Origin of the sequence: Jutongia huaianensis (genome assembly GCF_014384985.1) — a bacterium.
GTDB lineage: Bacteria > Bacillota > Clostridia > Lachnospirales > Lachnospiraceae > Jutongia > Jutongia huaianensis.
The window spans coordinates 30,517-52,023 of record NZ_JACRSX010000021.1 but is presented as its reverse complement, the minus strand read 5'-3'; the positions used below and the strand labels follow the sequence as shown (position 1 = coordinate 52,023).

Here is a 21,507-nt window from a genome sequence, read left to right as displayed (position 1 = left end):
TGTACTCGATGTACAGGTTTCTTTTGTCTTGCCATAATAAAAGGCCCTCCTAATGATATTTATTTTATCATAGAAGAACCTTCTAATCATTATTTTACAGAAAAAGTATCACACTCTCGAATAAATCCAATCTGTACCAACATCATCAAGATACCATTTACAATTTGTTTTCTTGCAAAATATCCGGCTCCCATGATCAGGAGAGATAATTTAACCCAGATATCACCTTTTACCACAGCAGTACCAAAATCCCGAAAGTATCCGGCAAGTGCTGTTCCAAAATTTTTCAGCCCGGTTCCCATAGACCGGAAAAAATTACTTATTTTATTTGTCTTCTTATTTGCCATAGCAAACACCCTCTCTTTATTCAGGATCATCTGCCACGGGACCGAGCTGTCCCGCAGCATTCCGGAGCAGATCCGGATCATCCTGTGTTAATTGACATTTCTGCCAATGGTGCTGTTATTTTGCTGAATCTTCTACCGGTGCTGTAATACCGGCTACTGCATTGTCAAGCAGCTTCTGAAGATCTGTTCCCTTCGGGTTGCCGTCTGCCAGCTTCTTACCTAATGTCTCAACCGGACTCCAGTAGTTATTGCCCACACGCTGAGGTGCTGCAAATTCTGCCTGGGATGCCAGTGCTGCGATTGCCTTGTTGGACTGTACTTCGTCAGACTCAGATGCCTTAATATTAGAAGGTCCTAATTCTCTCTGGTTAAATCTTTCAACCTGTGCATCATAATTGGTCAGGTATTCTGCCAGAAGCATAGACCAGCCTACAAATTTACTTCTCGGATTAACACCAACCAGCTTACATCCGGAAAAGGAAGCCATCTGAACCTGCTTTCCTGCTACCGTAAAGGTTGGAAGCTTGCAAGCGGAGTAGTTCTTCTTCCATGCCTTGGAAGCGGCTTTTGCATTCCAGGTACCATTGACTGCAGCTGCCACCGTGCCATCCTTAATACCTGTTACAGTTGCTGCATCATTCAGATTTACAACAATACCTGACTTATAAAGATCAATGATTGCCTGTGCAACATCTGTTGCGCCATCTCCGTTCCAGTCACAGGTATTGCTTCCGTCCTCATTCAGGGACAGATCATATCCTGCTCCCTTAAAGAAAGAATAGAAATACCACGCATTGGATGCCTCAATGGCAATCTTCTTGCCGGCCTTCTTCGCGGCGGCTACCATACCATCCAAAGTCTTTACATCATCCTCAGAAAATACAGAAGAATCATAGAACATAAAATAACCATTATCTGCTGTCATCGGATATGCATAAAGCTTATCATCTACTGTTGCCGCTTCAATACTTCCCGCAACATTCTCAGACTTTACATCATATGTGTAATCTGCAACAACCTCCTGGAGCGCCCCCGCCTTTACCAGCTCATTGATCTGGTCATCTGCAAATGCGAATACATCCGGTGCTGCATCAACGTCCTTTAGAATATCATCCTTTGTCTTTGACTCGCTTTCTTTACCAAGCTGAATATTAAACTTTACATCGGAATACTCCTTCTGGAATTTGTCCAGCAGACTCTTGGTCAGATCCTGATCCTCCTCAGAAGCCCATACCGTAAGCTTTACTGTATCCTTCGTGGACTTGATCAGGTTTGCTACTGCGTCCTCGCCTGCATTTTCAGAACCTGCGTCTGAAGACTGCGCTGCAGAATCTGCGTCTGCCGCATCCTTGTTTCCACATCCTGTCAGTCCGATGCACCCCGTTACCATCGTTGCTGCCAACAGAAAAGATAATAGTTTTCTTCTCATAACAAAAATCCTCCTTCATATTGATCACGTTACCGTGAATGATTTTTCATCACCTTTTGTGCGTCTTTTTGCGCAATCGGTTGTTCTATATTTGCATAGTAGCAAACTTTTACAACAATGTCAACAATATTATTTATTTTTTGTGACATTTTTTCTAATACGTTATCTGCTGTAAATACAAAGTTCTGTTGTTTTTGTGCATTTTATCCGACTTTTCACAGCCAAACGGTCAACCATTTGCGCATATTATAAAATCAAAAATGCAGATCCGGCGTTTTGCCCTTAGATTCCTCCTCCAAATTGCCAGCATTTTCTTATATTTATATATTAAAAAACGCTATGTCATCGCTTTATGACATAGCGTTTTTTAACTGTGGGTGCAGTTTTTAAGATGCCTGATTCCCTGCGTCCGGAAGCAAACAACCCGGATCACATAACGATTCACACGGCATCATATCATCGCGCATTGCTTTGCGCATTGCGAACCCTGACGGGTTCATTATATCTACTGGGTGGAACCCCTCAGGGCCACCTCGTAACTGAGAAGGACTTTTTCGTCGACCTGCCGTGCATTCATCATATCAAACAATGTTCTGCAGGCAACGACTCCCAGTTCCTTGGGATCATACTGTAATGCAGTGACCGCCGGCTGGTTACTTTCCAGCAGGTCGCTACTGTAGAAGGAAGCGAGTTTGACCTGATCCGGAATCTGTATCCCGTCTCTTTTCAAAATATTGATCACTTCAAAGCCGATCCGGTCATCCATGGTGACAATACATTCCACCTGATTGCGCAGTGCTTCTTCTACACTACGCTCAATGTCTACCTTTGTCTCACCATTCATGTAAATAAAAACATCATCCTCGTTCAGATGCTGCTCCGCCACAGCTTCCTCAAAGCCCCGGCGTCTCGTCTGATTGACCACATGATTCTCATCGCCGCCGATCAATGCCAGACGACGTATCCCCTTCATGATCAAAATAGAGGTCAGCTCCCGGCATGCCTTAACGTGGTCATTATCAATCTGGATCACATCCGGTTCACTGGAACTGCCGATCACCACAAACGGAATATCGTGCTCCTTCAGGAACCGCACACGTTCATCATCGATCAGCGTCCGTCCCAGAATAATGCCATCCACCTTATGATTCTCAACCACTCTGCGCAAATGCTCCAGCTCATGGTCATAAACCATGGAGATTAAAATATCATAATTCTCTTTGGAAGCCACTTCGCTGATGCCGATCATACATCTCTGAAAAAATGGCAGATCTGTAATCGTCGAATCTCCCGGAATCACCCAGCCGATATTGTACGTCTTGGACTGTGCAAGCCCCTGCGCCATCGGATTCGGTCTGTAGTTATTCTCCTCAATATAAGCCAGAACACGCTGTCTGGTCTGCTCGCCGATCCTTCCCTTACCTGAAATAGCTCTGGATACGGTGGTCTTGGATATCCCCAGTGCCTCCGCAACATCGCCGATTGTAATACGGCTTTGTTCCCTGCCTTTTGTGGTGGTCCATTCGTTCTGCCCTGCCATCTTCCTTCCCTCCTCCTTCAAAAGGTGTTGCACTCTTGTTGCGCAATCTTTTAACATTAGGTTATCAGCTGTTGCGCAATTTGTCAATCAGGTTTTTGGAAAGTTTATAAAAGGTTTATTTTTTGGTACATCCCTTCAAAATATCTATGTGCGCCCTCTAAGCTAAAAACCTTTCTTCCTATGCGGTTATTTAATACTTCTGATCATTTAACATCTGTTTATTTAACATATATGCGGTTATAAATTCATATATTGACATCCCGGCAGAGATATCTTATGATGTATGCAGGTATAGCGCACCCGATTGCGCTGTTGGTATATTCCACTTTTACACAGTAAAAAGCATCTTAAAAAGCGAATCATATCTGTACGATAAAACGGCTCATCCGCTTCACATAATTAACTATATAGGAATTTGCTGCACTTTATATCTGCGATCAGAAACAGCAAACCCGGAAAGGAATGTCTACACATTATGAATCACACAACTACACTCAAGGAAAACCTCCGTCAGGAAAAATACCAGGCAATTTTAACGGATCTTTATGTAGATCCGAACCGTATCGACTACCAGACCACACGTTATATCAAAGCGATTGAATGCTATGAAACAGCTTTTGGCGCCGGCGGTGTTTCCATTTACAGCGCACCCGGCCGCAGCGAAATCGGAGGAAATCATACGGACCATCAGCATGGCGAGGTTCTGGCTGCTTCCATCAATAACGATGCCATTGCTGTCGTGTCCCCTCTGGATGAACCCGTTGTAAAGGTTATCTCCGACAGCTACGAACTGATCACCATAGATCTTGGCAACCTTTCCCTGCAGGAATCCGAAAAGGGATCCACACGCGCTCTGATCAAAGGGGTTCTTGTCTCCGCACAGGAAAGAGGATACCGGATTGGCGGTTTTCAGACTTACATTACCAGTGACGTTCTGATCGGCGCAGGTCTTTCTTCCTCTGCCGCCTTTGAAACAATTATCGGTACGATCCTGTCCGGCCTCTACAACGAGATGAAGATTTCTCCGATCGAGATTGCTATGATGGGACAATATGCAGAGAATGTCTATTTCGGCAAACCCTGTGGTCTGATGGACCAGATGGCCTGCTCCGTGGGAAGTCTTGTCCATATTGATTTTGCTGATCCGGCGAAGCCCGTCGTGGAAAAGGTGACATTTGATATGGCGAAGCACGGTTACAGCCTGTGCATTACCGATACCAAAGGGTCCCACGCAGATCTTACCCCGGATTATGCGGCAATTCCTGCCGAAATGAAATCAGTGGCTGCGTATTTGGGTAAAGAAGTGCTCCGGGATGTCCCTGCAAATGAATTCTTCCGAAAGCTTCCGGAAGTGCGCAAAGCCACCTCCGACCGAAGTGTCCTTCGCGCCATTCATTTCTTCTGCGAGAATGAACGTGTCCGTCAGGAAGTCGCTGCATTAAACCGGGAAGATATCTCTGCATTCCTTCAGACCGTTGCCGCATCCGGAGATTCTTCCTTCAAATATCTGCAAAACATTTACTCCGGTCAGGATGTCCAGACACAGAATATATCTCTGGCACTCGCCGTCAGCGAGACAGTTCTCGAAAACCGCGGCGTCTGCCGTGTCCATGGCGGCGGTTTTGCCGGAACCATTCAGGCATTTGTTCAAAAGGATGCTGTCACAGAATATAAACAGGCAATGGATGACCTGTTTGGCAAAGATGCCTGCAGCGTTTTGATGATCCGCAAATACGGCGGAATAAAGGTGTTGTAATCTTAAAGACTTCTCTTTTATATAATCTGCATTTTCCCCATGCATTATCACATCCATCGCAGCACCAAACTATATTTTACGAACATTTATAGTATTATGTTGCGATGGATAATAATCATTTATTGCGATTGCATTTTTCTTATTTTCCCCCATTTTTCAGGGCTTTTTCTGTCTATGTGAAATTTCTACTACAATTTTGCTCTATTTTTACTGGTAATTATGACCAATAATTTTCTTGAATCCCATCATGAGTTTGTGTTCAATACAGTAGTATGCTATAGCAAACAATCGCAAAAAAAGAGAACAAAAATATTACAATGAAAAAATAAAAGAGGAGGGAAAGATTTGAGAAATAAAAATCTTAAAGGTCTTTTGGCCGCATGCTTAAGCTTTTCTATGATTGTAACCAGTTTCAGCGTAAGCGGACCAGGTACAAAATCAGCAAGCGCAGCAGAAACCGGTGGTTTATTTTTTTGCTTCGCTCATTTCTCTGTTGAGAAATTTGCTCGCAAAACAGGGCATATGCCCTAACAAATAAAGGATCCCGGCCGATAAAACATCAGCCGGGAACCTGCTTTTTATTTCGGAGTCTATTTTCCTAAACTCTCCTTTTTCGCTCCAACCGCAACCATATTCACCACATTGGACAAAAACGCCATCGCAAGCACCATAACAAATATCGCAACATCCTTTGCGTTTTTCAACGGCATCAATGTAATGATCGAAATCGCCAATATGGCATTAATGATCAGGATAACGATCATTCTCTTTTCGAATTTCTTGTAGTCACCCTCCAACTCCCCAAGCACTTTCGTCATATTCTCATCTGCCACTTCCTTGAGCTCATCCATTTCCACGCGCTTTCCGGCCAAAATTTCATTAATACTGATCCCATAAATATCGCTGAGCAAGATCAACGATTCCGCCGGCGGCATATAATTCCCCGTTTCCCATCGGGATACTCTTGCCGGTTTTCGAATGGGTCAGCGTCAATGTCAGTTCACCCTTACAGTTCTCCCAGTCGTATATACATACCATCACCTGATTATATTGGCTTTGCCCCTCGTTAATACACTCCTCATCCCAACTGCAGAAAGCCGCTTCCTCTAAATCAACCGCTTCCCCGTTTTCCTTCGTCAATGCCAAATCGTAATCATAAAAAAGTTCCTCAAACGTTGGCTTATAAACCGTACCATCTGCCTTTTTAAATTCAACCGGATAATAATATTCTTTTCCCTGCTGACTGATCACAGATTTTTTATCTGCATCTCCAATCCAATAAAAGTCATCTGCGTCCTCATTTTCCAGTTTTCCAATAATCCAGGAATATATTTCTTCGGTTTTCTTTTTATTTAATTGAAAATTTGTATACTGCGTGCCCTCAATTGTAAAATTCCCACTCGAAGAGGCCTTTGCCTGTATGTAACAATGATTCTCCACAAATCTCGCCATATATTCTGAGCCATTTACGTTTAATTTTGTTAGACCATAGACTTCTCCTTTTATCTCAAGTGTAGTATCATTTCCAACCAAAACGGAGCCACATGTTTGATCCTCGCCGACTACCGTTACACCGGTAAAATTGTTTGCAACACTCGGATTCGTTGACATTTGTCTGAGATCAAGCACCGCATTTTTCTCGCAAAAGACGTTATTTACGTTAAAATCCGCCTCCTTAGGAAGCGTGATCCGCGACTTTTCTGCCATCGTGAGATTATTGATACCGGAAAATGACAGGGTATCAATATGAGCCCCCGCTTTCACATTAACATTCAACTCACCTATCAGATCCGTCTTGTCAAAATCCGTTACATTACTATCCTTTCCCAGTGTAACATTTACATTTCCTGTCAATGTATGACCATCGGCACCCGCTGCATGAATCTCCGTGTCTACCAATTTGGAATCCAGTTCTATATCCACTTTGTCTTGTTCGGAATCGCGATAATAATCTCCTGCATAAATTGCAGCTATCTTAGTCTGGGATATGGGATTGACCACTTTAATCGTTGTGTGGCTTCCCATCTTTCCTTCCTCTCCCTGGTACGCGCCACCGCTGATCAATGGCCTCACATCGTCCTGCAATGTACTGGTTCCTACTCTCGTATCTACCGCATCCAACACCAGCGTATGTCCCGCCGCATAAATTGTTGTCCCACGTGCATTTCCTGCCTGCGGCACCATTTGCAGCCACATATCACGAAACGTAACGTCCGCTCCCAGCTGAATCATACTGCGTATTTTCAAACCTGCTGACGTATCTGAACCAACAATCGTGATATCTTTATCAATAAATAATGGTTTCGGAGATTCGTCTTCGTACGTCTCGTATTTGGTGTAGGAGACTTCACCCACAAGTACAAGTGTCTGTCCCGTCTGAATCTGCTTCAAGGCCGTACGTATATTTTGATACGGTCTTTGGGCGGTTCCGTCACCTTCCGTAAGACTGCCTTCTCCATTTTCCACATAAACCTTAACTTCATCTGCTGCATCCGCCGCCTTAATGCCCATTGGAGCAGCTTGGTTCATAATTAACATTAAAATCAAAAATAATACACTTAATTTTTTTCTCATATCACATTTCCTTTTCTGGAGTTATAAATTTACTTTGCTTCAATGTATCAATCAACAGCACATCCGCAGGCAGCCAATCAACAGAATCCAATTCTTCTCTTGTCAGCCATCTTGCCGCCTCATGCTCTTTCAACACCAAGTTCCCCGACTCAATTTCTGCCAAAAAACAATCCATCGACAAATGGAACGTAGGATAATCATATTCTATCGTATCAATAAGACTTCCCACTTTGATTTTGGTATCAAGTTCTTCCTGTATTTCTCGTTTGAGTGCCTCTTGCGGCGTTTCTCCCGGCTCAATTTTTCCACCGGGGAATTCCCAGCCTCCTTTAAATTCTCCATATCCTCTCTGAGTCGCAAAAATGATTGGTTGTCCCTGTTTATTTTCAGCCTTGATAACGGCCGCTACTACTCTTATTATTTTCATCTAATTCACCTTACCTTTCCGAAAAATGAGTTAGTATTGAACTACTGCCATTAACTTCTACTCATTTATAATATATTCATATAAATCTTCACGAACCGGAACATCGAGAAGCCACTCAATCTCTACTGCCGTTTTACTTGTATTTGGCATAACAAATTCCTTGACATTCCCGCTGGCATGCATATACCCCAGATAATAAAATTCCTTGGAAATCTTATCATCCTTATTTTTACGAACAAACAAATGAACCTGTATCCCTCTTTCCTCAGCATGAAGAAAATTCTGAACATCTTCCGACTGAATACTTCTACCTGATTTTGATATTGCAATCAAACGGTTGCTGCTGATAAAATGATCCTCGTATTTTGTAGTATCGCTGATATCCTCCGATTTATCGTAATTGATAAATACCGGAAATGTCTTTGTCTTTTTGTCAAACTTATATCCACCAATATTTAACGGAACTTCATTCGTTTCCCAGTTCAGCAATCGACATACATCCTCATATGTATATTTCTGATATAGGACAAAATCTGTTTCTCGATATGTATGGGAAAAATCACGTTCATATCGGCTAATCCCAAAATCAATCAGCTCCTTCAAAATACCATAAAACTCTTTGTTCGCAAGCATTACTTCAAAAGACTTCGACACATGATAATCTGTCCCTTTTTGATCGTCCTTTTCAAGCAAAATGCAATCAGAGTATGTCTTTTTACTTGCACCGGCAGGAAATTGATTTGTCATAATATTTACAATATTATCTTTCTGTTCCTGGCTTATCTGCAAGCCATAATTCTTATGCAATTCTTTCTGTAGTCCAGAAAACAGCGAAAATTCATGTGCATATCCAAGCATTCGATCCAAAAGTTTTAATTCCTGAATTCTCTTTCCATTGGCAAGTTTTTTTGATACAAATTCAATAACCTTTTCCTCTTCCGGCGATAATCTCTCAGTATAGTCCTTCTCATATTTTTCCAAAAATTTATAGTAGCTTCCCAGGCTATTATTATCAAAAATCCGAAGAACATCCATTTCCCCATAATCGTCAAAATCCTTTAATTTCGGAATTCTTCCCAGCTTATTTTTAAGATTTGTGTAATTCTCCTTAATCAATTTTATATCACTAAAGTTCGCTCCATCCACTGCTGCAAAAATACGCTTTCTGCTAATCTCATCAAAGTGAATCGTACTTGCTCCCGGAATCACTCTTCCGCCTTCCAATAAGTATCTGCGAATATTGTCTTTGTTGTAGCTACGATCACCGGATAATGCGATTGGAATCATAAAGTTATTCTTATAATTTCCAATGAAATCAAGAATCACAACATATTCCTTCTGTGGTGCCTTTCTAAGGCCACGCCCTAATTGTTGAATAAAAACATTCTTCACATCATTGATATAAAGCTCCGTAAAGGCTTCAAAACTCATATCAAGGTCTGAAGAAGTCTGCAATTTGAACATTCTTTCCCATTCCTGTGCTTCTCGTTTGGTAGCAAAGCCACGCTTGCATTTCTGCTTGCGTTCCCCTTTCCAGTTCACATACCTTGCCATCACATACCAAGTACCGTTATCTTCATTCTTAAATACCGGCATTTACATTTCCCCCTTTCCTGCTCCGTAGAGCCTTTCGTAAAAATACTGGCGATTTACACGCCCTGCAATCGTAATAAAGCCCTTTGCTTTCAATTCCTCATTTAATTGTCTGATGAGTTTATATGCATAAGGTTTTGATACGTTTAGTTCCTGAGCCACATCTTCGGCTCGGATAAATCTGTTTTCCATATCCTTTTTCTTCCTTTCTTAAAATAATTTTTTGCTTGCCGCTTTCTCCGTGTTAAAGTTCCAACAGGCACTCCTGCTTGTCGGCAGGCGCTGTGCTGTCCCAATGCACCGCAGTACATCAGGCGCTCGCTCGTATAGGGGTTCCCGAAAAGTCGGAGACTTTTGGGGAAGAGGAGGAGCAGTGCAGCGAATGAGCTTTTGTGCTTGCACACAAGCGAACGATACGGAACTTGCTCCGACGAGGTCTTGGCGGTTTGGCTTTTCGGACGGTCATTCAGTTGTCGCATTAAGCATATTTGTTTAATTCGTAATTTATTTTACTAAACATATTTGCTATTGTCAAGTGGTTGCAAAGAAAATATTAAACATTTTTGTTTCGGTTTTTCTTGACTTCCACTAAACATTTCTGCTATACTTATTTCACTAAATATAAAAGGAGCGTATCATTATGGCTATCAGCGAAAGAATACATTTTTTCAGACTAATGCGTGGTATGACACAAAAGTATCTCGGTACAGCAATCGGTTTTCCAGAAAAGAGTGCTGATGTGCGTTTGGCACAGTACGAAACTGGTACACGCAAACCGAAAGCAGACCTTACAAATGCATTGGCACAGGTGCTTGATGTTTCTCCACAGGCTCTTGATGTTCCTGACATAGACAGCTATATCGGTCTTATGCACACTCTGTTTACCCTTGAAGATATTTACGGTCTTACTGTCAGTGAAGCAGACGGAGAGGTATGCTTAAAGGTCAACAAGGACAAAGGCAGAGAAGCATATGAACTCCTCAAAATGCTGTATGCTTGGAAAGAACAGGCAGACAAGCTATCTTCCGAAGAAATCAACAGAGAAGAATACGATAACTGGCGTTACCATTATCCAGAGTTCGACACCACACAGCGTTGGGCAAAAGTTCCATCACAGGAATTAAGTGACGCTCTCGTGGAAGCATTCAAAGACCACTTGAAAGATAAATAAGCACCTACAGGACCTGCCACTGGCAGCTCCCTACAGATGCTTTGGCAACGACAAAAAAGCCCTTAACTATGGTTATTAACCACAGCTAAGGGCTTAGTTTATAATATGGAATTTGTTCAGAGCCAAGCTCCGAACTTTAGTCTGCAAGCCACCTGTTAATTGTTCCGTTACCCATAAACCACTGGATAACAAGAATAATGGCACTTGCTATGACTGTTATCAATTTGTTATCAAAAGACTAATCGAAATCGCTGAAACCCGCATAAACACTGGCTTTTTTAAGCAACTCGATTTATTCAAACTCTATCGTCCCCGGTGGCTTACTCGTCAAATCATAGAATACCCGATTGACCCCTTTCACCTCATTGATGATCCTGCTCATCACCTTCTGCAGCACCTCAAACGGTATCTGTGCCGCCTCGGCAGTCATAAAGTCAATGGTATTCACGGCACGCAGTGCCACAGCGTAATCGTAGGTACGCTCGTCGCCCATCACACCCACGGAACGCATATTGGTGAGTGCTGCGAAGTACTGGTTCGGCATCCACGCCGGTGCTTCGCCGTTCTGCTGCTCGTACTCTTTGGCAGCCTTGTCCACTTCCTCGCGGTAAATGGCATCGGCGTCCTGCACGATCTTAACTTTCTCGCCGGTGACTTCTCCGATGATACGGATGCCCAGACCCGGACCAGGGAATGGCTGACGGAATACAAGCTTCTCCGGAATGCCCATCTCCAGGCCTGCCTTGCGGACCTCGTCCTTGAACAGGTTGCGAAGTGGCTCGATAATCTCCTTGAAATCAACATAATCCGGGAGACCCCCTACGTTGTGATGGGATTTGATGACTGCAGACTCGCCGCCAAGACCACTTTCTACCACATCCGGATAAATGGTTCCCTGTACAAGGAAGTCTACGGCACCGATCTTCTTTGCCTCTTCCTCAAAGACACGGATGAATTCCTCACCGATAATCTTACGCTTTGCCTCTGGCTCTGTGACGCCTGCAAGCTTTGTATAATAACGCTCCTGTGCATTGACACGGATAAAATTCAACTCGTATGGGCCATTCGGGCCAAATACTTCCTCTACCTCATCGCCCTCGTCTTTTCGAAGGAGTCCATGATCCACAAAGACACAGGTGAGCTGGCTGCCGATTGCCTTGGAAAGCATAACGGCCGCTACTGAAGAATCAACACCGCCGGACAGGGCGCAAAGCACCTTTCCGTTGCCGACCTTCTTACGGATCTCCTCGATCGAATGCTCCACGAAAGAATCCATTCTCCATGTGCCGGCACAGCCGCAGATATTGCGGACGAAATTGTAAAGCATTTTGGTTCCTTCCTGGGTGTGAAGCACCTCCGGATGGAACTGGATCGCAAAAAGCTTCTGCTCCAGATTCTGTGCTGCTGCCACCGGACAGTCTGCCGTTGTTGCAACAATCTCAAAGCCCGGTGCTGTTTTTGAAATATAATCAAAGTGGCTCATCCAGCAGATGGTATCTTTGCTGACATTCCGAAATAACGGTGAGTCCTGATTTACGGACACTTCTGTCTTTCCATATTCACGGACAGGTGCCTTTTCCACCTTACCGCCCAGCACATGCATCATAAGCTGCGCGCCATAACAAAGTCCCAAAACCGGTACACCTAATTCAAACAACTCTTTCTGATATGTTGGAGAATCCGCCTCATAACAGCTGTTTGGTCCTCCGGTCAGAATGATTCCTTTAGGATTCATTGCCTTGATCTGCTCTAAATCCGTCTTATAAGAATAGATTTCGCAATATACGTTGCACTCACGCACACGTCTTGCCACCAGTTGGTTATATTGGCCACCGAAGTCAATAACGATAACCTTTTCCTGATTCATCTGTGTCTTCCTCTCTTTCTGTGCAATAATAAGCATACACGCTTCTTTCATTATAAATTACTGTCCCCATAATAACAAGGGCATTTTGCACTTTCCTTTCCGCTCTTTCTTTGCGCCTGTTAGTTGCGCTTTTGATCTACGACCTCTGCTCCAGATAATCGTTCAGATCCTTCCGCAAATGTTCAAACTCCTTCGCCGTCTCCGGATTTTCCGACTGAAACGACATCATCCGGCCAAGATATCCCTGCTCTTTGGCGATCCGCAGACTCTCCGGATATACCAGCTCAAATGCCAGCGAACCGTGTGCTACAACGTAATCAACCGGCTGCTTTTTCAGGCTTCGAAGCACTGCATGATGCTCCAGAAACGCCCGTCTGACCTCCGGTGTAATTCCTGACCGGAGAATATCTTCCGTTTGAAAGCCGTAAACCTCCTCCATGGGCGTATCACAGATTACCCGGAAGATATCAACCTTATCCGCATCCCGCAAAATATGGCAGAACATCTGTGTCCGTTCGTCCAGACCTTCCTGTATCCGGTATGCACTGTGTTCTCCGATTGCTATGCGAAGTGTCCGGAACACATCGGATAATGGCATGTCCTCACTCAAGCCAGTGGATGATCCGCACTCTCCGCTCGTCTGCGCCGCTGCACCTCGTTTATCCGCAGGATCAATTCCACCATCCTTCGTCCTGATATTAGTAACTATTTTTGCCGTCGATATCTCCGGCACATAATCGGCAATCAGTCCGTCCTCATAAAGCAGTTCCACCGCAAACTTCGCATGATCGATCGACTGTGCATCCGAAAATGTATGATAACGGCGAAGCTGTTCGAACCTCCCAATGTCATGCAGCATCCCGCTAAGCCACGCCAGATCAATATCTTCCTGCAACAGATCCAGCGACTTTGCGATCCGCTCGCACAGATCCGCCACACGATAGGTATGATCGATCTTTAATTTTATCTTCGGATCGGTACTGTCATAACGATCGGTATATTCCTGAAATGTATTCTTTATATGTTCACGATTTATCTTCATGTTTATCCTCTTTTCCATCCGCTATATATCAAAAGACACAGCAAAAACGCCAACGCATCTTTGCTGTGCCAGATCGATCCTTCTACGAAAACAGATCAAAAATGTCTACGGAATCAGTAATATTGTCCACTATATTTCCAAGTACACTGCCCCGATCAGTTTTTACTGGGAATCATCTTTGCGATTCTGCCGGCAAACTCGGCAAAGTTCTGAGTCTGAAGAACAACACGTCCCGGTCCGGTAATCTTCGTAAGGAACAGGCCCTCACCTCCCAGAAAAATGTTCTTTAATCCCTTGACCATCTCGACTTCATATGCCATCCCCTTCTGGAATGCCACAACATTTCCGGTGTCTACCTTGATCACCTCGCCCGGTGCAAGGTCCTTGATGATCTTGTCTCCATCAATTTCCAGAAAAGCCATACCTGCTCCGCTGATCTCCTCGAGAATAAAGCCCTCACCGCCAAAGAAACCTGAGGAAAGTTTCTTCGTCAATGTAACATTTATGTTGACGGTTGGCTCTGCACAAAGGAATGCTCCCTTCTGACAGATCATTCCACCGGTCTCGCTGACATCCAGAGGCATGATCTCACCTGCTACTGTAGAAGCAAATGCAATGGTTGCCCCCGGTTTGCTGGCGGTATAATTTGCCATAAACAAAGACTCTCCGGCAAACATTCTTCCAACACCTTTGAGGAGCCCTCCTCTGGTATTGGTGTCCATCTCTACGCCATCTGACATCCATGCCATACCACCAGACTGTGTATACATGGATTCTCCCGGCTGATCAAATAAAATTTCCACCGCCGGCATGGTATTCCCTAAAATTTTGTACTGCATTTTTTACCTGCCTTTCTTTTTCTTCCTCTGCTGATTTTATTCACTTCTCCTTTGATTTATCACAAGAATCTAATAAATTCGCATCGCGAGGGTACTTGTCACTTTTACTTTTGCCTTCGCATACATCTTACCATACAGGCAGGCATTTGACTAGGAAAAAACAAAAAACCCCAATGATAAAACCATCACTGGGGTTTTTGTATCAGATTTTTATCTGTATAAATATTAATTTAACAGCAACAGCGGATCCACCGCTTTTCCATTTTCTTTCACCTGAAAGAACAGATTGCTCCCCTCTTCGCTGAAATATTTTGTTGGTGCTGCAACCATTCCCAAAAGCTGTCCCTCCTTGACTTCATCCCCTTTTTTCACCTTGAGATTTGTCAACTGGCCGTAAGTGACTTTATAATTACTTCCGATATCTGTAGTAATCATTGTTCCGGTGATATCATCCTTGCTGATCTCCGTCACGGTTCCGGCCGCCGAAGCGATCACTTTAGTTCCCTCATCGGCAGAAATCTCGATCGCTGGATTACTCTTATACTGCGCGAGGGTTTTGAAATAAATATTATTACTCTGGCTGAATTTCATCAGAACATCCCCTTTAACCGGCCATGTCAATCCTTTTTCCTCATTGAAGCTTTTGTGGTTTGCCGATATCATGGTTGCCTTTGACGTATTTTTTGCATCTTTTTTCTTTGCCTGATTTGCCTTAACCTCAACATTTTTCTTTGCTGCCTTTTCCTTCTTTTTAGCGAGATCATCTACATTCATCGTAGTGCTTGCCTGCTCGCTGTCTGTCTTGCCAATTCCCTGGGCATCCGCTTTCCAATTCTTGTTGATTGCCGATTCTCCGGCTATGGTTGCGGCAGGATTTTCCGCCACCTTATGTCCTGTATTATCTGTTTTCTGTGTCTGAAAATACGCTGTTCCCAGCACCGCCGCACATGCCAGCACCGCGCATGCTGCCACGTAAAAGCTTCTTTTTGACTGTGTGTTCTGGTCCTTAAAATCATTGCGTTTATTCTTCATCCTGTCCCTCCATTCTGAGACGCTGCCGCCTCTTTTCTTTTATACCAATAGCTGTTTCCCGGATGTGCTGCATCCGGAATCCACCTATTCTGAAAAGAAAGAAAAGCACCTCAAATCTATCGAGATGCTTTCCGATATCTTCTGTTTTTATTTTTGACAGGCATTTTCGAATTTATTCAATGACTTTAAAAAATCTAATCGACATTTGTGTGATCCTCCGGCTTCTGTGGTGGACTCTGTACCGGAGCTGCAGCAGATGTCATCTCCTGTGAGGATACCTGGTCCCCACTCTGGGGATTTATATCACTCTGCTGGGGCAGTGAATTCCCATTCTGCTGGTTTATACCTCCCTGCTGTGGTACAATATATCCCGGCTGTGGCACCATATTCCTGTAATTCATCTGTGTATGCACATACACCTTCTTTTCATGATAATAGATCACGCTGGTATCCGCCAGCAGATCGTGAATTCCGCGGTGTTCTTTCTGTGCAAGGATCAGCAGATATCCCAGGTTCATAATCACTCCGGACAAAAATCTGCCGATGCTTTCCCGGTAAAGTACCTCAAAGAATGTCATTTTCCGGTCTTCCGTACTGACGACCCGAAGCTGAAAAAGCTTTTTACCAAGGGTTGCCCCTGTATAATACGTCAGCAATGTAAAATACAGTACCGTCAACAGATAGCAGACGATATCTGTTATGGAATACTGAAAAATGAAATCCCGCACCAATACGTTATCCGGACTGTTTAACGATAATATCCACATCGGGATCCGAATCACCAGCAATGCGGCATTGACGATGATCATATCTACCAGGAATGCCGTCAGACGTACGAAAAATCCGGCATATACCTGATCCTTCGTATTAGTCTGCATAATACATCAGCACTCCTTTTCCTTTATTTTCAATAATATCTACTGCCAGCTCACTGTCAGATTTCGGCATGATCTTCTGCACAGACCCCATCAGGTTAGACAGAAAATTCGAACCGGAGCTTTTGGCCGTATCATATACGACATCATCTGACAGCTTATTTTCTTTCTGGATCAATGTCTTCAGCTCATCCTCGGTACCGATCTCATCCACCAGCTTCTTCTCTTTGGCCTGCTTTGCAGAATAGATTCTTCCGTCGGCAATCTTTTTCACTGTAGCAATATCAATTCCTCTGCCTTCGCTGACAATCCCGGCAAACTGATCATATGCCTCATCCACCAGACTCTGCAGAATATCATACTGCTCATCGGTCAGATCGAGTCCGCCGGAACCCATAGATTTATTTTTGCCACTGGTAATATCAATTTCCTTGATTCCAAGCTTGTCATAAAGTTTTTTGTAATTGGTCAGAGATACGATAACACCAATGGAACCGGTCCAGGTATTACGATTCGTATAAATCTTGTCTGCCGCCATAGAAATATAATATGCCCCGGAACATGCCTGCGAACCAAAGTAAGCATATACCGGACGTTTTGTCTTCTCTTTATACTCCATCAGCTTCAGATACAACTCATCACTCTCATACACGGTTCCTCCCGGACTGTTGACATACAAAAGAATCGCCTTATTGTTTTTTGACTTCTCCAGCTCATCAACATATTTCATGTAGAGATTATGATTATACTGATCATCATCAGAGCCTGAGAGACTGATGTTACCGGAGGAGTTTGCCTGAATTGTCCCCACAATATTCAGCACTCCCACGAAATCCTCCTCCGGCAGTGTAACATTCTCCTCGGAAGATCCCCAGATGCTGCTTAACATTTCTGATGTACTTGTTTTTGACTTTGTATCTGCTTTTTCTGTAAGTTTTGATTGAACGACATTTGATAAAATGCCCGTTGCACATACGGCGATAAATACCACGCCTGCCACAACAATTCCAATCCATTGTTTCTTTTTCATGTTGCCTCCCTGTTAAATCTTAGAATATCCAAAGCTGTTTACAATGGCATCCAGCTTCTGCTTCCCATCACAGAACGGACATGCACCCGGTCTGTATGTCGCATAATCCGGAATGTCACTGGTGGTAAAGATGGAGTCTACATCAACGCCGCCTACATTATCAACGGCAGAAAAAAGAGCAGACACGCCCTCAACAATACCTCCATAGTAACTGATGCCATCGATACTTTGCTGGATGGTTTTACCTGTCGTTGCACTGGCAATGAGTACCACAACATGCTTATGCAGTACCATCGGCTCCACATTCTCCCGAAAAATGATCTGTCCACTGGAATTGATCTCCGGCGTAATGACATTCACACATTCATGTGAATTCAGAGACATAATACCGGCCGCTGTGAGTTCTTCTGCCAGATATGCGCCAATCACTTCGCATCCGTCCATACACACAATTGCATCTACAGCAGTAGTGTGACGGTATTTTTTCACCATTTCCTTCGCCACAAGCTGCGCTTCTGTATGGCGGTACTTGATCGGCGTCATATCAAGATAGTAATTGATATGGGAATGATTCGTTGCGAAATGTCCCGGAATCGCCTTTAACTCAATTTTACGATTACACTTAGCCGGAATTTTGATGATGTTGTCCATACTCATAATAAACCCTCCATTCTATATTTATATTGTTTTCTGTTCATAACTGCCCTATGCAAAATGCATAGGGCAGTTAATATGTTGCTTCGTTTCCGAAACAGTTATTTTATTATTCGTCATCCTCAGGAACCTCTACGGTTACCTTCTCAAGATGCCAGATTTCTTTTGCGTACTCCTCGATGGTACGGTCAGATGTGAACTTACCACTCTTAGAAACATTGAGAAGTGCTGACTTTGCCCAGCCCTCTTCATCACGATATGCAGCTTCAACTCTCTTCTGCGCATCTGCATAGGAACGGAAATCCTTCAGGATAAAGTACATATCCGGACGTCCACCGTTACCATCTAACAGGGAATTGTAAATGTCACGGAACTCGTCAAGGTTTCCGGAAGCATATGTGCCATCCACAAGCTGTGTCATCACCGCACGAATGTCAGAATCGATATTGTAAATATCTCTTGGGTTATACTGACCATTCTGCTCATATGCAATAACCTCGTCAGAAGAAAGACCAAAGATAAATGCATTCTCCTTGCCAACCTCATCAACGATCTCAACATTTGCACCGTCCATGGTTCCCAGTGTCAGGGCACCGTTCAGCATAAACTTCATATTACCGGTACCGGAAGCCTCCTTGCTGGCAGTTGAGATCTGCTCAGACACATCAGCCGCTGCAAAGATGATCTCTGCATTGGATACACGGTAGTTCTCGATAAATACAACCTTGATCTTATCGTGAATATCCTTATCATTGTTGATCACATCACCAACGCTGTTGATCAGCTTGATAATGGATTTTGCTCTGTGATATCCAGCGGATGCCTTCGCACCAAAAATGAAAGTACGTGGGTAGAAATCCATCTCCGGATTCTTCTTTAACTCATTGTACAGATACATAATATGAAGAATATTCAAAAGCTGACGCTTGTATTCGTGAAGTCTCTTTACCTGCACATCGAAGATAGAACGAGGATTTACCTCTACACCATTGTGCTCCTTGATGTACTTCGCCAGACGAACCTTGTTCTGATACTTGATGTTCATGAACTCCTTGCGGCTCAGCTCATCATCTGCATAAATACCCAGCTCATTGATATGTGCCAGGTTAGTGATCCAGTCATCCCCGATCTTCTTTGTTACCCAGTCTGCAAGCAGTGGATTTCCATGAAGAAGGAAACGTCTCTGGGTAATACCATTTGTCTTATTATTGAACTTCTCAGGCATCATCTGATAGAAGTCCTTAAGCTCCTGATTCTTCAGGATCTCTGTATGAAGCTTGGCAACACCATTTACAGAAAAGCTTGCTGCGATTGCAAGATGTGCCATCTTAACCTGTCCGTCATAAATGATCGCCATCTTCTCAACCTTGCTGTTGTCTCCCGGATAAGCAGCCTGGATCTGAAGAATAAAACGACGGTTGATCTCTTCTGTAATCTGATAGATACGAGGAAGCAGTCTTGAGAACAGCTCCAGCGGCCATTTCTCCAATGCCTCGGACATGATTGTATGGTTTGTATATGCACATGTCTTATTGGTAATGCTCCATGCCTCATCCCACTCAAGACCATAATCGTCAACCAGGATACGCATGAACTCGGATACAGTTACGGTTGGATGTGTATCATTTAACTGGAAGCAGACCTTTTCGTAAATCTTACGAATATCATCATGCTTCTCCATATATTTTGCAACAGCTCTCTGAACACTGGCAGATACAAAGAAATACTGCTGTTTCAGACGAAGCTCTTTACCAGCCATATGATTATCGTTTGGATAAAGTACCTCACAGATGGTACGTGCAAGGTTCTGCTGCTCTACTGCCTTCTGATAATCACCCTTATCAAAGGAATCCAGATTGAAAGTATCAATCGCCTCTGCATCCCAGATACGCAGTGTATTTACTACGTTATTGTTGTAACCCACAACCGGGAGATCGTAAGGAACAGCAAGTACGGACTGATAATTCTCCTGTACAAACTTGTCTCTGCCAAACTCGTCCTTGCGCATTGCAACGTAACCGCCAAACTTAACCTCTACGGCGTACTCCGGACGCTTGATCTCAAATGGGTTACCGTTCTTTAACCAGTCATCCGGCTTCTCAATCTGATAACCATTCTCGATGACCTGTTTGAACATACCATATTTATAACGGATACCACATCCATATGCAGGATATCCCAATGTAGACAATGAATCCAGGAAACATGCAGCCAGACGTCCAAGACCACCGTTACCAAGTGCTGCATCCGGCTCCTGATCCTCGATCACGTCAAGATTCATTCCCAGCTCTTCCACAGCTTCCTTGATTGCCTTGTTGCCCTTTAAGTTGATGATGATGTTTCCTAATGCACGTCCTGTCAAAAACTCCATTGACAGATAGTACACTGTCTTTACATCCTGCTCCTCATATGTCTTATGAGTTGCCATCCACTGATCTACTACAATATCCTTTACTGCATAAGAAACAGCCTGGAACTTCTCCTGATCACTGGCTTCTTTGATGGATTTACGGAACAAGACCTTTGCATAATTCTCAATGTCTTTTTTGAATTCTTCCTTGTTAATTTCGTTCATTCGTAGTATCCTCCCTGAAATTATCGACTTCTAGATTCTATTCACAATCACTTTATTATCATATACTATAAAAGTCAAAAAATCAACGAATCCACCCTAATTTGTTGATAAAATTGGCGTTATTTTACTTGGATTTCCTGTGTTTTTTGCATATGTATGTATGTTTTCGAATAAATTATATCAATATTTACTTTGTCGTACGTTTTGGCTTGAAATTCCGGTCAAAAATGGTCTGACCAAGGAGATTTTATGTTGTCACAAAAACTTTTTTCTAAAAATGAAAAGTCAACTGCCTATCACCATCCTCTTTGCTGCTCTTTTCCGCATTCCTTCCCCTCTGCTCTGCTTTCTGCACTTTTATTATTTCTGCTTCTGCCCATGCTGGCCGGCTGTGACAAAAACCGGCTTCCGGAAAAGACCAAAGATCTGGATTTTACTGTAGTTGCAGGAACAGATATTCCGGCAGAGCTGCAAGAGCTCATTGACGACCGGTGCAACAACGCATTTGAGCTTACATATTCCGACGGAAGCTGCCTTTATATCGTAAAAGGCTATGGTGCCCGGCAGACAGACGGCTACAATATTGCCGTTACAGACTTCTATGAAGCAAAAGACGGACTTGTCTTTGCTACCGAACTGACCGGTCCCAAAAAAGATGCAGACATCAGCGAGACAGAAACCTGCCCATATATCGTGATCAAAACCGAATTTCGGGATGCAACCGTGATCTTTTCATAAAATATTCACACATTTCTA

At 43.5% G+C, this 21,507-nt stretch carries 19 protein-coding genes and 2 pseudogenes; 4 read left to right on the top strand and 17 right to left on the bottom strand.

Annotated elements, in window-relative coordinates; translation table 11 throughout:
• Window positions 1–89 precede the first annotated feature (89 nt).
• The 3 genes from H8704_RS12520 to H8704_RS12510 form a co-directional block, all read right to left on the bottom strand.
• Window positions 90–347, bottom strand: a complete 258-nt coding sequence (locus H8704_RS12520; RefSeq protein WP_249298475.1) for a hypothetical protein — start codon at window positions 345–347, stop codon at window positions 90–92.
• A 115-nt stretch (window positions 348–462) separates the two neighbouring features.
• The gene (locus H8704_RS12515) at window positions 463–1,776 is read right to left on the bottom strand and encodes an extracellular solute-binding protein (RefSeq protein ID WP_249298474.1); all 1,314 of its coding nucleotides are present in this window, start codon (window positions 1,774–1,776) and stop codon (window positions 463–465) included.
• A gap of 505 nt (window positions 1,777–2,281) precedes the next feature.
• Window positions 2,282–3,316 carry a LacI family DNA-binding transcriptional regulator gene (locus H8704_RS12510; RefSeq protein ID WP_118679128.1) on the bottom strand — a complete coding sequence of 345 codons (1,035 nt, stop codon included), beginning with the start codon at window positions 3,314–3,316 and terminating at the stop codon, window positions 2,282–2,284.
• A 475-nt stretch (window positions 3,317–3,791) separates the two neighbouring features.
• Between H8704_RS12510 and H8704_RS12505 the strand changes: the two genes are divergently transcribed.
• Window positions 3,792–5,072 (top strand): galactokinase, encoded by a 1,281-nt coding sequence (locus H8704_RS12505; protein WP_118679130.1) that lies wholly within the window; start codon window positions 3,792–3,794, stop codon window positions 5,070–5,072.
• 345 nt (window positions 5,073–5,417) lie between these two features.
• Window positions 5,418–5,603, top strand: coding sequence for a hypothetical protein (locus H8704_RS12500; RefSeq protein ID WP_118689281.1), 186 nt, complete (start codon window positions 5,418–5,420; stop codon window positions 5,601–5,603).
• Window positions 5,604–5,662: 59 nt separating this feature from the next.
• Here the strand turns inward: H8704_RS12500 and H8704_RS12495 are convergent, their stop codons facing one another.
• The 6 genes and pseudogenes from H8704_RS12495 to H8704_RS12470 all read right to left on the bottom strand — a co-directional run bounded on the left by H8704_RS12495 (window position 5,663) and on the right by H8704_RS12470 (window position 9,858).
• Complete coding sequence (locus H8704_RS12495) at window positions 5,663–6,007, bottom strand: hypothetical protein (protein WP_249298473.1); 345 nt, start codon at window positions 6,005–6,007, stop codon at window positions 5,663–5,665.
• Window positions 5,952–7,646 (bottom strand): hypothetical protein, encoded by a 1,695-nt coding sequence (locus H8704_RS12490; protein WP_249298472.1) that lies wholly within the window; start codon window positions 7,644–7,646, stop codon window positions 5,952–5,954. The genes H8704_RS12495 and H8704_RS12490 overlap by 56 nt, the downstream gene beginning before the upstream one ends.
• A gap of 1 nt (window position 7,647) precedes the next feature.
• The gene (gene mutT / locus H8704_RS12485; protein ID WP_249298471.1) at window positions 7,648–8,073 is read right to left on the bottom strand and encodes an 8-oxo-dGTP diphosphatase MutT; all 426 of its coding nucleotides are present in this window, start codon (window positions 8,071–8,073) and stop codon (window positions 7,648–7,650) included.
• A 57-nt stretch (window positions 8,074–8,130) separates the two neighbouring features.
• Window positions 8,131–9,456: pseudogene (locus H8704_RS12480) on the bottom strand (DUF3427 domain-containing protein); the annotation flags it as partial.
• Window positions 9,457–9,669: pseudogene (locus H8704_RS12475) on the bottom strand (Arm DNA-binding domain-containing protein); the annotation flags it as partial. It lies immediately after the preceding pseudogene.
• Window positions 9,670–9,858 carry a helix-turn-helix domain-containing protein gene (locus tag H8704_RS12470; RefSeq protein WP_009247528.1) on the bottom strand — a complete coding sequence of 63 codons (189 nt, stop codon included), beginning with the start codon at window positions 9,856–9,858 and terminating at the stop codon, window positions 9,670–9,672. It abuts the pseudogene before it with no gap.
• Window positions 9,859–10,306: 448 nt separating this feature from the next.
• On the opposite strand from H8704_RS12470, the gene H8704_RS12465 reads away from it, so the two are divergent.
• On the top strand, window positions 10,307–10,837 hold the full coding sequence (locus H8704_RS12465) for a helix-turn-helix domain-containing protein (protein WP_009247529.1): 531 nt from the start codon (window positions 10,307–10,309) through the stop codon (window positions 10,835–10,837).
• A gap of 292 nt (window positions 10,838–11,129) precedes the next feature.
• Here the strand turns inward: H8704_RS12465 and guaA are convergent, their stop codons facing one another.
• The 8 genes from guaA to H8704_RS12425 all read right to left on the bottom strand — a co-directional run bounded on the left by guaA (window position 11,130) and on the right by H8704_RS12425 (window position 20,751).
• Window positions 11,130–12,704, bottom strand: coding sequence for a glutamine-hydrolyzing GMP synthase (gene guaA, locus H8704_RS12460; protein WP_118689578.1), 1,575 nt, complete (start codon window positions 12,702–12,704; stop codon window positions 11,130–11,132).
• A gap of 136 nt (window positions 12,705–12,840) precedes the next feature.
• A complete protein-coding gene (locus H8704_RS12455) occupies window positions 12,841–13,746 on the bottom strand; it encodes an HD domain-containing protein (RefSeq protein ID WP_249298470.1) in 906 nt (301 codons plus the stop codon).
• Window positions 13,747–13,901: 155 nt separating this feature from the next.
• Window positions 13,902–14,585 carry a TIGR00266 family protein gene (locus H8704_RS12450; RefSeq protein WP_118679343.1) on the bottom strand — a complete coding sequence of 228 codons (684 nt, stop codon included), beginning with the start codon at window positions 14,583–14,585 and terminating at the stop codon, window positions 13,902–13,904.
• Window positions 14,586–14,810: 225 nt separating this feature from the next.
• Complete coding sequence (locus H8704_RS12445) at window positions 14,811–15,617, bottom strand: M23 family metallopeptidase (protein WP_022464035.1); 807 nt, start codon at window positions 15,615–15,617, stop codon at window positions 14,811–14,813.
• A 194-nt stretch (window positions 15,618–15,811) separates the two neighbouring features.
• On the bottom strand, window positions 15,812–16,495 hold the full coding sequence (locus H8704_RS12440; protein ID WP_249298469.1) for an RDD family protein: 684 nt from the start codon (window positions 16,493–16,495) through the stop codon (window positions 15,812–15,814).
• Window positions 16,485–17,522: a signal peptide peptidase SppA gene (gene sppA / locus H8704_RS12435; RefSeq protein ID WP_249298468.1), complete on the bottom strand. Its 1,038-nt coding sequence runs from the start codon at window positions 17,520–17,522 to the stop codon at window positions 16,485–16,487. The genes H8704_RS12440 and sppA overlap by 11 nt, the downstream gene beginning before the upstream one ends.
• Before the next feature lie 12 nt (window positions 17,523–17,534).
• Window positions 17,535–18,179 carry a hypothetical protein gene (locus tag H8704_RS12430; RefSeq protein ID WP_330605996.1) on the bottom strand — a complete coding sequence of 215 codons (645 nt, stop codon included), beginning with the start codon at window positions 18,177–18,179 and terminating at the stop codon, window positions 17,535–17,537.
• Window positions 18,180–18,285: 106 nt separating this feature from the next.
• The gene (locus tag H8704_RS12425) at window positions 18,286–20,751 is read right to left on the bottom strand and encodes a glycogen/starch/alpha-glucan phosphorylase (protein ID WP_118679349.1); all 2,466 of its coding nucleotides are present in this window, start codon (window positions 20,749–20,751) and stop codon (window positions 18,286–18,288) included.
• Window positions 20,752–21,000: 249 nt separating this feature from the next.
• Between H8704_RS12425 and H8704_RS12420 the strand changes: the two genes are divergently transcribed.
• Window positions 21,001–21,489: a protease complex subunit PrcB family protein gene (locus H8704_RS12420; RefSeq protein WP_249298467.1), complete on the top strand. Its 489-nt coding sequence runs from the start codon at window positions 21,001–21,003 to the stop codon at window positions 21,487–21,489.
• Window positions 21,490–21,507 lie beyond the last annotated feature (18 nt).